14 protein-coding genes are annotated in these 11,554 nt (G+C 71.5%); 7 read left to right on the plus strand and 7 right to left on the minus strand.

The window, feature by feature from the left end; all coding sequences use genetic code 11:
• Positions 1-77 precede the first annotated feature (77 nt).
• On the minus strand, positions 78-665 hold the full coding sequence (locus tag A3862_RS03090; RefSeq protein ID WP_043353469.1) for a histidine phosphatase family protein: 588 nt from the start codon (positions 663-665) through the stop codon (positions 78-80).
• A 96-nt stretch (positions 666-761) separates the two neighbouring features.
• Here A3862_RS03090 and A3862_RS03095 point away from each other — a divergent pair, with 96 nt between their 5' ends.
• Entirely contained in the window at positions 762-1,754 is a 993-nt protein-coding gene (locus A3862_RS03095; RefSeq protein ID WP_043760430.1) for a polyphosphate kinase 2 family protein, read from the plus strand.
• 16 nt (positions 1,755-1,770) lie between these two features.
• Positions 1,771-2,925 carry an AAA family ATPase gene (locus tag A3862_RS03100; protein ID WP_043760428.1) on the plus strand — a complete coding sequence of 385 codons (1,155 nt, stop codon included), beginning with the start codon at positions 1,771-1,773 and terminating at the stop codon, positions 2,923-2,925.
• Positions 2,926-2,994: 69 nt separating this feature from the next.
• Here the strand turns inward: A3862_RS03100 and fabI are convergent, their stop codons facing one another.
• Positions 2,995-3,819, minus strand: a complete 825-nt coding sequence (gene fabI, locus A3862_RS03105; RefSeq protein ID WP_043381765.1) for an enoyl-ACP reductase FabI — start codon at positions 3,817-3,819, stop codon at positions 2,995-2,997.
• A gap of 130 nt (positions 3,820-3,949) precedes the next feature.
• Positions 3,950-4,879, minus strand: coding sequence for a DnaJ C-terminal domain-containing protein (locus tag A3862_RS03110; protein WP_111473194.1), 930 nt, complete (start codon positions 4,877-4,879; stop codon positions 3,950-3,952).
• Between the two features lie 240 nt (positions 4,880-5,119).
• Here A3862_RS03110 and A3862_RS03115 point away from each other — a divergent pair, with 240 nt between their 5' ends.
• From A3862_RS03115 to A3862_RS03130, 4 genes are read left to right on the plus strand one after another with little or no spacing between them, the layout of a single operon-like run.
• Complete coding sequence (locus tag A3862_RS03115) at positions 5,120-5,503, plus strand: VOC family protein (RefSeq protein WP_043354164.1); 384 nt, start codon at positions 5,120-5,122, stop codon at positions 5,501-5,503.
• Positions 5,503-6,567, plus strand: a complete 1,065-nt coding sequence (locus tag A3862_RS03120; protein ID WP_043760427.1) for an iron ABC transporter substrate-binding protein — start codon at positions 5,503-5,505, stop codon at positions 6,565-6,567. Before A3862_RS03115 ends, A3862_RS03120 begins: the two co-directional genes overlap by 1 nt.
• Positions 6,564-7,622: a FecCD family ABC transporter permease gene (locus tag A3862_RS03125; protein ID WP_043760426.1), complete on the plus strand. Its 1,059-nt coding sequence runs from the start codon at positions 6,564-6,566 to the stop codon at positions 7,620-7,622. Before A3862_RS03120 ends, A3862_RS03125 begins: the two co-directional genes overlap by 4 nt.
• On the plus strand, positions 7,622-8,395 hold the full coding sequence (locus A3862_RS03130) for an ABC transporter ATP-binding protein (protein WP_043354159.1): 774 nt from the start codon (positions 7,622-7,624) through the stop codon (positions 8,393-8,395). The genes A3862_RS03125 and A3862_RS03130 overlap by 1 nt, the downstream gene beginning before the upstream one ends.
• A gap of 15 nt (positions 8,396-8,410) precedes the next feature.
• Here A3862_RS03130 and A3862_RS03135 read toward each other — a convergent pair whose 3' ends face one another.
• A complete protein-coding gene (locus tag A3862_RS03135; protein WP_043760425.1) occupies positions 8,411-9,193 on the minus strand; it encodes a Crp/Fnr family transcriptional regulator in 783 nt (260 codons plus the stop codon).
• A 133-nt stretch (positions 9,194-9,326) separates the two neighbouring features.
• A complete protein-coding gene (locus A3862_RS03140) occupies positions 9,327-10,211 on the minus strand; it encodes a glycoside hydrolase family 25 protein (protein WP_051044925.1) in 885 nt (294 codons plus the stop codon).
• Positions 10,212-10,413: 202 nt separating this feature from the next.
• Between A3862_RS03140 and A3862_RS03145 the strand changes: the two genes are divergently transcribed.
• Positions 10,414-10,857 carry a DUF488 domain-containing protein gene (locus A3862_RS03145; protein WP_043354156.1) on the plus strand — a complete coding sequence of 148 codons (444 nt, stop codon included), beginning with the start codon at positions 10,414-10,416 and terminating at the stop codon, positions 10,855-10,857.
• A 7-nt stretch (positions 10,858-10,864) separates the two neighbouring features.
• Here A3862_RS03145 and A3862_RS03150 read toward each other — a convergent pair whose 3' ends face one another.
• Together A3862_RS03150 and A3862_RS03155 are read right to left on the minus strand one after the other, a co-directional pair.
• Positions 10,865-11,239: a DUF6894 family protein gene (locus tag A3862_RS03150; RefSeq protein ID WP_043381776.1), complete on the minus strand. Its 375-nt coding sequence runs from the start codon at positions 11,237-11,239 to the stop codon at positions 10,865-10,867.
• A 48-nt stretch (positions 11,240-11,287) separates the two neighbouring features.
• Positions 11,288-11,512, minus strand: a complete 225-nt coding sequence (locus A3862_RS03155) for a hypothetical protein (RefSeq protein ID WP_075381396.1) — start codon at positions 11,510-11,512, stop codon at positions 11,288-11,290.
• Positions 11,513-11,554 lie beyond the last annotated feature (42 nt).

Below are 11,554 nucleotides of genomic sequence, written 5' to 3' on the forward strand. Positions count from 1 at the left end.
CCTGTCCTGGCCGCCGCCCTATAGCCTGCCGATCATGCCGTTATCGAGGCGGCCTTGCACTGCGCAGGCGCACGGGATCAAGCCCAGCGCCAGCCACCGGGCTCGAGGATCAGGACCTCGCCCTGCCGGATTCCGAGGCGGGGCGCGGCGTAGATGTCGAGATGACCGAGGGCGACGAGGGCCGCCCGTGCCACGCCGCCATGGGCGACGACCACCGTATCCCGCTCCAGGGCCGCGATCATCGGGCCGACGCGCTCGACCAGGGCGGCGTAGCTCTCGGCGCCGAGGCCGGGCGGACGGTAATGCCAGCGGTCCCGGTCGCGGCCGGCCGCCCCCGCCGGGTCGCGGCGGCGGATCTCCGCCCAGGTGGAGCCCTCCCAGCTGCCGAAACCGATCTCGCGCAGGCGCGGATCGGTCCGGTACGCCGCCGGCGGCAGGCCGAGGGCCGTCCGGAGGATCTCCATGGTGCGCCGGGTGCGCTTGAGCGGGCTCGCGACGAAATCGGCCTCCGCCAGCGTCGCCCCCGCCGCCGCGGCGAGGCGTTCCGCGACGGCCGCCGCCTGCGCCTCGCCCTGGGCGTTGAGGTCCGTGTCGCGCCCGCCCTGGAGGCGTCCCTCGGCGTTCCAGGCGGTCTGGCCGTGCCGGATGAAGTAGATCGTACCCAACCGTCTCAACCCCGTCCTGCGCAGGAATCCGGAACGGCCTGGATCGCCGGCCGTTCTCGCCGTCGGTCGGCAATATCCGGATACAGGTCCTGCCCCATGTCCAAGAAGCACGGCAAGCATCATCGCGGCCACAAACGTCCCGATGACATGACAGGTGAGGCAGACCTGCATGGATCGCCCCGGCCGCCCCGCCCGTCGACGGCCCGCTGGGCGGGTTCCGCGGACACGATCGCCGGGACAATCCCGGCCGCCCTGGACGGCCACCGCCAGATCCCCATCCTCGCCGCCCCGGGCATCGTCACGGTGGAGCCGGGCGCGGCCTTCGACCTCTCCGCGGTGGAGGCCGACGCCGATGGCGGCCTGGATAAGGCCTGGGCGAAGGAGGCCCTGGCCGGGGAGCGGGCGCGCATCGTCGCCCTCCAGGAGCGCCTCTATGCCGAACGCGCCCGCAGCCTGCTGCTGGTGTTCCAGGCGATCGATACCGGCGGCAAGGACGGGACGATCCGCTCGGTCCTGCAGGGCGTGAACCCCCAGGGCTGCACCGTGGCCTCGTTCAAGGTGCCCTCAAGCGAGGAACTCGATCACGACTTCTTGTGGCGCTACCACGCCCGCGTGCCGGGACGCGGCATGATCGGGGTGTTCAACCGCAGCCACTACGAGGACGTGCTGGTGGTGCGGGTGAAGGGCCTCGTGCCGGATGCGGTCTGGCAGAGCCGCTACGGCCGCATCAACGACTTCGAGCGCCTGCTCACCGAGTCCGGCACAACCGTGATCAAGTTCTTCCTGCACATCTCCCGGGCCGAGCAGAAGAAGCGCCTGGAGGCCCGGATCGCCGATCCGGAGAAGCGCTGGAAATTCGATCCCGCCGATCTGGTCGAGCGGAAGTCCTGGGACGCCTACCAGCAGGCCTTCGCGGACGCCCTCGGCCGCTGCTCGACGCCCCATGCGCCCTGGCTGGTGGTGCCGGCCAACCACAAGTGGTTCCGCAACTACGTGATTGCCCGGACCGTGGCCGATACACTGGAGGCCATGGATCCGCGATTCCCGGAGGCCTCGAAGGGCATCGCGGATCTCACGGTGCCCGACTGACGGGGGGAGGCCCGAGATGCTGGTGGTTCGGGAAATCGCGGTCTCGGGCTACCGCTCGCTGCGGCGGATCAGCTTCCCGGTCGATCGGCTGTCGGTCTTCGTCGGGGGCAACGGCACGGGCAAGACCAACCTGTACCGCTCGCTCGAGCTCCTGCAGGCGGCGGCCCGGGGTACGCTCACCCGCGATCTCGCCGCGGAGGGCGGGATGGACTCGGCCCTGTGGGCGGGTCGCCGTCGGCAGGGCGAGGCCGCGCGGATCTGCCTGTCGGCCACCCTGCGCCACGACGGCACCGGCCAGGACTTCCACTACACGGTGGAGGTCGGGCTGGTGCAGCAGGCCGGCGACTCGATTTTCGGCGCGGCCTTTCGAAAGGAGCCGCAGGTGAAGGCCGAGCGCCTGACGGTCCGCACCCGCGGCCGCACGGCCGTACTCCTCGATCGCGACGGGCGCAGCGGCTTCGTCCGCGACGAGGCGGGCGCCAAACGCTCCCTCGGCGGGGATCTGCTGGCGACCGAGACCGCGCTGGGCAGCCTCCTCGACGCCACAGGGCTTCCCGAGATCGCCCTGGTCCGCCTCGCCTTGGCGGGATGGCGCTTCCACCACGATTTCCGGACGGATGCCGATTCGCCCCTACGCCGGCCATGCCTCGCGGTGACGACGCCGACGCTGGCCTCGGACGGCTCGGACCTCGCCGCCGTCTTCGCCACCCTGGCGCATATCCGGCAGGACACCGCCGAGATCGACGAGGCCGTCGACGCCGCCTTCCCGGGTGCGGGGCTCGTCATCCCCGAGCCGGGCCGTCACGCCAGCTTCGGCCTGCGCTTTCCCGACTTCCCCGTCCGGATCTTCGATCCGCCGGAACTGTCGGACGGCACCCTGCGCTACCTCGCCCTCGCGGGCGCCCTGCTCGGATACCGCTTGCCGCCGTTCATCGCCCTGAACGAGCCCGAGACCAGCCTGCATCCCGATCTCATGGATCCGCTGGCGCGGCTGATCGCGCGGGCCGCAGAACGCACCCAGGTCTGGCTCGTGACCCATTCGGAGCGGCTGGCGGCGGGGATCGCGGAGCACGGGCGCGTCCGGCCGCGCACCGTCATCAAGCGTGACGGCGAGACCTGGATCGACGGGCTCAAGCTCTCGGGGGACTTCGCCGACGCGGATGAGGATTGACCCCGATCCAATCGGACCGTGCGAAGAGCCGTCTGGCCGCGCGCGGCGCGTGCGGTGACGGAGCGCGCCTCAATCCTTGTCGAGGGTGAGGTCCGGAGCCTCGGGATTCTTCATGCCGACGACGTGGTAGCCGGCGTCCACGTGGAGGATCTCGCCGGTCATGCCCGCCGCCATGTCGGAGACGAGGTAGGACGCGGTCTCGCCGACCTCCCCGATCGTCACGGTCCGGCGCAGGGGCGCGTTGTACTCGTTCCACTTCAGGATGTAGCGGAAATCGCCGATCCCGGAGGCGGCGAGGGTCTTGATCGGGCCCGCCGAGATCGCGTTGACCCGGATGTTCTTCGGGCCGAGATCGGCCGCGAGGTAGCGCACCGACGCCTCCAGGGCCGCCTTGGCTACGCCCATCACGTTGTAATGCGGCATCCACTTCTCGGCGCCGTAATAGGTCAGCGTCACGAGGGAGCCGCCCGGGCGCATGATCTTCTCGGCACGCTGGGCCACGGCGGTGAACGAGTAGCACGAGACCAGGAGCGACTTGGTGAAGTTGTCCTCGGAGGTCTCGATATAGCGGCCGGTCAGCTCGTCCTTGTCGGAGAAGGCGACGCAGTGGACGACGAAATCGATGCCGTCGGGGAAGACCTTCGCGGCCTCCGCGAAGACCGCGTCGATCGTGGCCGCCTCGGTGACGTCGCAATGCCCGATGACGTGGGCGTCGAGCTCCTTGGCGAGGGGCTCGACCCGCTTGCGCAGGGCATCGCCCTGATAGGTGAAGGCGAGTTCGGCACCGTGGGCGCGGGCGCTGCGGGCGATGCCCCAGGCGATCGAGCGGTTGTTGGCGACCCCGAGGACGATGCCCCGCTTGCCCGCCAGAAGGCCCTGCCCGTGTTCCGCCATGATCGATCCCGAAGCCGCGCGACCCCTTTCGGGGCCGGGGGGCCTCCTTAGCGGAGGCGGCCCGGCGACGGAAGTCCGGGGCGACACCGAGCGCCGTCAAGCCGGCCTCGGTGTCCGGTTCGCGAGGCCGTCAGGCCGCCTTGGCGGCACGCCGGCTGCGGGCGAAGTCCGCCAGGGCCGCATCCTCGCCCTCCGGCAGGACGATCGCCGTGGTGGCGAACAGGTCCCCGGGGGTGCCGTCCTTCTTCGGCAGGCCCTTGCCGCGCAGGCGGAAGGTGCGGCCGGAACTCGTCATCGTCGGGATCTTCATCTCGACGACGCCGGTGAGCGTCGGCACGCGGATCGTCCCGCCGAGCACGGCATCCTCCAGGGGAACATCGACGGTGGTGCGCAGGTCGGCCCCCTCGACGGTGAAGCGCGGATGCGGGCGGATCCGGATCGTCAGCAAGGCGTCGCCCGGCTCCCCCCGGAGGCCGCCGCTCTGGCCGAGACCGCGCAGCCGGATGGTCTGGCCGTCGATCACGCCACGGGGGATCATCACGTCGACCTCCCGGCCGGTGGGCAAGGCGAGGCGCAGCTTCTCCTCGCTGGCGACCTGCTCCAGGGTCACCGACAGCTCTGCGGCGACGTCTTCGCCCTTGGCGGGCTGGCGCTGACCGCCCGGTCCGGCCCCGCCGGCGCGGAAGGCCTCGCCGAAAATGTGCGAGAAGATGTCCTCGCCCATCCCGCCGCCGCCCATGCCGCCGCCGCGCTGGGCGCGGGCCATGTGCTCGAAGTCGAAATTGCCCCCGCGGCCGCCGCCGAAGCCGCCGAACCCCTCGAAGCCGGTCGCGCGCGGCTTGCCCTCGGCGTCGATCTCGCCGCGGTCGAACTGCTTGCGCTTCTCGGCGTCGCCCAGGATCTCATAGGCCGAGTTCGCCTCGGCGAAACGGTCCTTGGCCTTCACGTCGTTCTTGTTGCGGTCGGGGTGGAAGTCCTTGGCGAGCTTGCGATAGGCCTTCTTGATCTCGGCCTCGCTCGCCCCCTTGGCCACGCCCAGCACGTCGTAGGGATTGCGCATGGATCTCTTGGCTGTGCGGTTGGCTGTGCGATATCGCTTCGCCAGCCGGATGTGGGATGGATGTTGCATCCCTGCAACGGTCCTGTCGGCGAAAGTCTGCGGGTTCGTGCCGAACGTCAAGCGGCCGATCTCGCCGCGGCTGCGGGCCGGCCCTATCGTCGGAGGCGGCGCCGACCGGCGCCTCCGGCGGGATCGGGCCGGAGGCCGCTCGCGCCGGAATCACCCGAGGCCGGAGAGCCGATGCACTACGCCTGCGACCACCTCCACCTGCGCAGCCGCGACGCCGTCGCGGCCGCATCCTTCTACATCGCGACGTTCGGAGCCCGCGAGGTCAAGCGCGTCGGCACGGATCCGGTGCAGCGTGTCGTGCTCGACCTCGGCGGCCTCGCCGTCTTCATCGAGCAGGCCCCGGCCGAGATCGCGCCCGCGGCGACCACGCCCTGCCTCGGGATCGAGCATGTCGGATTGCGCGTCGCCGACATCGAGGCGGCGATGGCCGATCTCACCGCCCGGGGCGTGACGGTGCGGACCGGCATCACCGAGCGCGGGCCCGGCCTGCGGATCGCCTTCGTGGAGGGACCGGACGGCGCGCTGATCGAGATCCTCGAGCGGACATCCGTCTGATGCCATCGAGCCCCGGTCGCCGGGCATCCCTGGCCGCGGCGCTGATCCTGCTGCTGGTGGCATCCGGGGCGGCCGCGGCGCGTCCGTTCACGGATGCGGCCGGCCGCACGGTCGAACTTCCCGAAAGGATCGGGCGGGTGCTCGCCGCGGGGCCGCCGGCCGCCGTGCTGCTCTACACCCTGGCGCCGGACCTGATGGCCGGCTGGGTGACCGCACCGCATCCCGAAGCGCTGCCCTTCCTCGAGCCCCGGACCCGAACGCTGCCGGCCTATGGCCGCCTGACCGGTCGGGGCGGCACGGCCAATGTCGAGGCGGTCCTGGCCGCCAAGCCCGACCTGATCGTCGATTCGGGGAGCCTCGGGCCGACCTACGCGTCCCTCGCCGACCGGATCCAGGCGCAGACCGGGATTCCCTACATCCTCCTCGACGGCAGCTTCGCGAAGAGTCCGGAAGCCTACCGGCAGCTCGGCGCCGCGCTGGGCCGTCAATCCGCGGCGGATGCCCTGGCGGCCGAGGCCAAGGCTCTCGCCGACAGGGTGGACCGCGCCGTGGCGACGCTCCCCGAGGACCGGCGGCCCCGGGTCTATTACGCGCGCGGCCCGCGTGGCCTGGAGACGGGCTTCGCCGGATCGATCAACACCGAGCTGGTGGAGGCCGCGGGCGGCCGCAACGTCGCGCAGGACGGCGGCGGTCGCCTCGGCAACGTCTCGCCCGAACAGGTCCTCGCCTGGAACCCGGACGTGATCGTCACCCTCGACCCGGCCTTCGCGGCCGGGCTGCGCACCGACCCGCTGTGGCGGACCATCAGGGCCGTCCAGACGGGGCGGATCTACGTGGCGCCGCTTCAGCCGTTCCCGTGGTTCGACGCGCCTCCGGGGGTCAACCGCCTGATCGGCCTGCGCTGGCTGGCGGCCCGGCTCCACCCGGACCTGTTCCCGGAACCGATGCCCGACGTGGTGCGCGCCTTCTACCGGGATTTCTACCACGTCGATCTCGACGGCGATCAGGTCGCCGCCCTCCTCGGACCGAGGCCCCCGGGCACGGAACCGGACGCGCCGAAATGAGCGACATCCCGGCTGCGGCCGAGGCGATCGGACTTCGCACCCGCAGCCGCCTGCGGATTTCCGCGGCGCTTTTGTCCGGATTGGCTCTGCTGGCGCTGGCCGTGCTCGCCTTGGCGGTCGGCCAATATCCGGTCGCGCCCGCGGACCTTGCCGCAATCCTCGGGCACCATCTGCTCGGCCTGCCCCTGCGCGCGCCGGCCGCGGCGGAGACCGTGGTGATGCAGGTGCGGCTGCCCCGGGTGATCGCCGCTCTGGTGGTCGGCGCAGCATTGTCGGCGGCCGGGGCGACCTACCAGGGCCTGTTCCGTAACCCGCTGGTCTCGCCCGACATCCTCGGCGTGTCGGCCGGCGCAGGGCTCGGCGCCGTGCTCGGGATCTATCTCGGCCTGCCCGTGGCGCCAATCCAGCTCCTGGCCTTCCTGGGCGGGCTCGGCGCCGTCGCCGCGGTCTACGGCGTCGGCCTCGCCGTGCGGCGGCACGATCCGGTCCTGACCCTGGTCCTGGCGGGGGTGGCGGTGGGCGCGGTGCTCGGGGCGGGCATCTCGCTCCTGAAAGTGCTGGCCGACCCCTACAACCAGCTGCCGGCGATCACCTTCTGGCTGCTGGGGAGCCTGTCCTCGGTCACCCTGGGCGACGTCGCCGCCACCCTGCCGATGATGCTGATCGGCCTCGTGCCCCTCGTCCTGCTGCGCTGGCGCATGAACCTGATGAGCCTCGGCGACGCGGAGGCGCGGACCCTCGGCGTGGAGACGCGGGTGCTGCGCCCGGTCCTGATCGCCGGCGCGACCCTGATCACGGCGGCGGCCGTCGCGATGACCGGCGTCATCGGCTGGATCGGGCTGATCGTGCCGCACATCGCCCGGCTGCTGGTCGGGCCGGATTACCGCCGGCTGCTGCCGGCCTCGCTGGCGCTCGGAGCGGGCTACCTCGTGCTGGTCGACCTGATCGCGCGGAATATGGGAACCGTCGAGGTGCCGCTGGGCATCCTGACGGCCCTGGTCGGGGCCCCGTTCTTCCTCTGGCTGCTGGCGTCCGGGCGCCGGGGCTTCGCGTGATGCTGCTCCACGTGCGGGACCTCGCCTTCGGCTACGGCGGCCGCAGCGTCGGAAGCGGCGTGTCGTTCGACCTCGCCGCGGGCGAGGTGCTGTGTCTCATCGGGCCGAACGGCGGCGGCAAGACCACCCTGTTCAAGACGCTGCTCGGGCTGCTGCCCGCCCGGGGCGGTCGCGTCGTCCTCGGCGGCACCGACCTGTCCCGGCTGTCGCGCAGCGCCATCGCCCGCATGGTCGCCGCCGTCCCCCAGGCGCATGCAGCCTTCTTCCCGTTCACCGTACGGGAGGTCGTCGTGATGGGCCGGGCGAGCCGGATCGGCCCGTTCGCCGCGCCCGGCCCGTCCGACGCGGCGGCGGCCGAAAAGGCCCTCGACGCCCTGGGGATCGGGCACTTGGCCGACACGGTCTACACCGAGATCAGCGGCGGCGAGCGGCAGCTCGCCCTGATCGCCCGGGCGCTGAGCGGGGAGCCGCGGCTGCTGATCATGGACGAGCCGACCGCGAGCCTCGATTTCGGCAATCAGGCCCGCGTCCTCGGGCAGATCCGCCGCCTCGCCCAGGCCGGCATCGCCGTGCTGTTCTCGACGCACGATCCCGGTCACGCCCTGCTCTGCGCCGACCGCCTCGTCGCCCTGCACGGGGGCCGCCTCGTCGCCGACGGGCCGTCCGCCGCCACGGTCACCCCGGCGCTCCTGCGTCTGATCTACGGGATCGACGTGGTGGTGGCGCCGGTCCCGGGCCTCGCAGCGCCGGTCTGCGTGCCCGTCGTCGACTGACCGCGCTCCGGCCCCTCAGGCCGTTCGCGACACCGGCCCGGCATCCGCGTCCGGTGCGGCCCGGCGCGGACCATCGGGCCCGTACACCGCGCCGAGCACCGCCTCGCAATGGAGCCGGACGCGGGCGTGGCAGGCGCAGGCGGCGGCCGAGACCGCCCGGCGATCGACGATCGTGATGCGCCCGCGCTCCGCCCGGAGGAGTCCCTGCTCCTGCAGCATCCGCAGGATCCGGGTGAGGTAGGTCCGCTGGACGCCGAGCATCGCGGCCATCAGCTCGTGGGTGACCGGAAGGGTGTCGCCGCCGGTCCGGTCCTGCAACGTCAGCAGCCAGCGGAGGCAGCGCTGCTCGATCGGGTGCACGGCGTTGCAGGCTCCGATCAGGAGCAGCTGAGCCAGGAAACAATCGGCATAGCGGGCGAACAGATCGCGGAACGTCGCGGATCGGCGCTCGGCCTCCCGCAGCCGGTCCGCGTCGAGGCGCAGCACCCGCCCGCCCACCTGCACCAGCCCGCTGACGGCGTTCGGCAGCCGGCCCTGGCCGATGATCCCGCCGACCGCCCCGTCGTGACCGACGCTCGCGGTCTCCGCCATCCGGCCGTCGTGGGTGGCGACGACCAGAGCGACAACGGTCTGGTCACAGGGAAAGATCACAGGGCTCGCGCCGGACTCAGCCGTGAGGATCGTGTCCCCCCTGGCGACGGTCACCGGTTCCAGATCGCGTTCGATCAGCGCGCGGTCCGAACCCGAAAGCGCGTCGAGGAGCAGGTTGCCGGTGGAGGCGGCAGGTTCGATCGGCATGGGGCGGCGAGATGCGGCAGAGAGGGTCCCGTCGGGACCCTCACGGATATGCGCCCGTCAGCGTGCGGACTCGCCAGCCATACCCCGCAGGCTGCGCCCTCGAACTAACTTAGGTTTCGTTGCAGCCGTCCATCTACTTGTCCGTGCATAGACCCTGCTCCGAGAGTCTCCTGTGCTCGCGCGGATCGCAGTCGGTGGCCAGGAACGAGGCCCAGTCGGACGGGGTCCCGTAGAAGGCGTTGCGATCGACGTCACCCCGCACGCCCGGGACCCGACCCGTGGAGGTGAACTGCCACAGCATCCACTTACGGTTGACGAACCGCTGCTCCGGCTCGGCCGCGGTGGAGCGCAGCCAGTGCGGATAGTCCGGGAGTTCGCCCTCCAGCACGTCCTTGTGGAAGGTGATGTCGGTGTAGATGATCGGGCGCTTGCCGGTGTAGCGCTCCATCTCCTCCAGCATCTCGGTGACCATCGCCAGGGCCTGGGCCTTGGGCAATTTCTTCGGGCAGGTCTGCGAGTGGCCGTTCCACTCGACGTCGAGGACCGGCGGCAGAGCGGTGGGGTCGTTCGGAACGTTCCGCTTGAACCAGTCCATCTGCTCCCTGGCGGAGCGGCACCAGAACACGAAGTGGTACGCGCCCCGCGGCACGCCGGCCCGCGCCGCGCCGTCCCAGTTGGTCCGGAAGCGCTCGTCGACGTGGTCGCCGCCCTCGGTGGCCTTGATGAAGGCGAACTGCGTGCCGGCGGCCCGGACCGAGGCCCAGTCGACGTTGCCCTGCCACTTCGAGATGTCGATGCCCTGGATCGGGTGGAGCTTGGCCTTGGCCACGCCCGGATGGGGCTTGGCGTCACCCTTCGTCGGATAGAAGTCGTTGTTGGAGGCACAGGCCGCGAGGCCGGCCAGGATGGCGGCGGCGGCGAAGCGCCCGGCGAGGCGCCGGGCCGGCTTCAGACGGTCGGTCAGACTCCGAGCGACTTCCCCGAACGGCGACCGCGAAAGTTTTGAAATCCGCGACATCAGTGTTTAGCCCGCCACCGAAGAAGCGCCACAGACAGGCGTATTCGATGGCCCCGGCGCGGTTAACGGAGCTTTGCGATCATTGCGGCGGAATTCCGGGACGCGTTGCCTGCCCGCGACATACGGCGCCCATCCCCGGTTGGTTCACAGGGCGCGATCCGGCTAAGTCGCGGTCCCGCAACGCGAGTCCGGACACGGCGCCGTGAGTAAGCAACTCTTTACCATAGGCTACGAAGGCCTCGATTCGGAGCGCCTCGTCGGGGTCCTGCGCTCGGCGGGGGTCGCAACGCTGGCGGATGTCCGGGCGGTGGCGAACTCACGCAAGCGCGGCTTCTCGAAGGGTGCGCTGGGCACATCCCTGCGCGAGGCGGGCCTGGGCTACGCGCATCTGCGCAGCCTTGGGACACCGAAATCCGGCCGGCAGGCGGCCCGGGCCGGGGACGCGGCGCTGATGCGCCGGATCTACTGCGAGGAGGTGCTGGACACGGCCGCAGGCCTCGCGGCCCTCGACGAGCTCGCCGCGCTGGCCGAGGGGGCCCCGATCTGCCTGCTGTGCTTCGAGCGCGATCCGGCCGGCTGCCATCGGCGCGTGCTGGCCGAGCGCCTCGCACCGCGCGGCTTCGTGGTCAGCGACCTCTTCGGCTGAGCCGGTCTCAGCGGCCCGACAGGGAAGGCGCGCGCATGCCCAGCGCGCCCGCGAGACGCCGGACGGGGCCGAGGGCGGCCGTCAGACCCAGCGGCGCGGCCTTGCGCGGCGCACGCGGCCGGCGACGGTCGGCATCCGCGACCGGCTCGACCGGCAGGTACAGCGCGTCGAAGAAGGACATCTCCAGGAGCGTGGCGCCGTCGTCGTCGGTGATCACCATCGCCGCCTCCATCAGCCGCGGGTCGCCGCCGTGCTGGCGCATCAGCCCCTGCACGATCGTGCGCGCGGTGGACCGGGCGGCCTCGACATCCTCGACCCACTGGGCCGCCGAGGCCGGGAGCGAAGCGTTGCCGAGGCGGATGGTGAAGTGGGCGCGGACCATGAAGCGCTCCTGGGAGGGGACCGGCGGGGACACCGCCGGCAACGGGTGTCAGGCGGCCTGGGCGTCGTCGACGGCTTCGGCGACGGGTTCGGACTTCTCAGCCGCGGATTTCGGATCGAAGGCGTCCGCGAGCAGGACGAGGCGCCGCGCCATGTCCCGCACCTCGTTGAGCGCGATCGACTTCTGGCCTTCCTTCACCGCGCGGGTGATGTCGCTGACCTGCGTGGTGGCGATCCGCTTCAGTTCGTCGGCGAGCTGCTGGCTGGTCATCATCGCATCCGGACTCGGCTTGTCAGGCTGAGCCGGGACCGTGAG

This window comes from Methylobacterium sp. XJLW, from assembly GCF_003254375.1.
Classification (GTDB): Bacteria; Pseudomonadota; Alphaproteobacteria; order Rhizobiales; family Beijerinckiaceae; genus Methylobacterium; species Methylobacterium fujisawaense.

Coding starts and splice junctions, on each gene's coding strand:
- A3862_RS03130 (WP_043354159.1), top strand. CDS start 7,622: ATGCTGCTCCACGTGCGGGACCTCGCCTTCGGCTACGGCGGCCGCAGC.
- A3862_RS03115 (WP_043354164.1), top strand. CDS start 5,120: ATGCACTACGCCTGCGACCACCTCCACCTGCGCAGCCGCGACGCCGTC.
- A3862_RS03095 (WP_043760430.1), top strand. CDS start 762: ATGTCCAAGAAGCACGGCAAGCATCATCGCGGCCACAAACGTCCCGAT.
- A3862_RS03110 (WP_111473194.1), bottom strand. CDS start 4,879: ATGCGCAATCCCTACGACGTGCTGGGCGTGGCCAAGGGGGCGAGCGAG.
- A3862_RS03150 (WP_043381776.1), bottom strand. CDS start 11,239: ATGGTCCGCGCCCACTTCACCATCCGCCTCGGCAACGCTTCGCTCCCG.
- A3862_RS03135 (WP_043760425.1), bottom strand. CDS start 9,193: ATGCCGATCGAACCTGCCGCCTCCACCGGCAACCTGCTCCTCGACGCG.
- A3862_RS03120 (WP_043760427.1), top strand. CDS start 5,503: ATGCCATCGAGCCCCGGTCGCCGGGCATCCCTGGCCGCGGCGCTGATC.
- fabI (WP_043381765.1), bottom strand. CDS start 3,819: ATGGCGGAACACGGGCAGGGCCTTCTGGCGGGCAAGCGGGGCATCGTC.
- A3862_RS03125 (WP_043760426.1), top strand. CDS start 6,564: ATGAGCGACATCCCGGCTGCGGCCGAGGCGATCGGACTTCGCACCCGC.
- A3862_RS03100 (WP_043760428.1), top strand. CDS start 1,771: ATGCTGGTGGTTCGGGAAATCGCGGTCTCGGGCTACCGCTCGCTGCGG.
- A3862_RS03155 (WP_075381396.1), bottom strand. CDS start 11,512: ATGATGACCAGCCAGCAGCTCGCCGACGAACTGAAGCGGATCGCCACC.
- A3862_RS03140 (WP_051044925.1), bottom strand. CDS start 10,211: ATGTCGCGGATTTCAAAACTTTCGCGGTCGCCGTTCGGGGAAGTCGCT.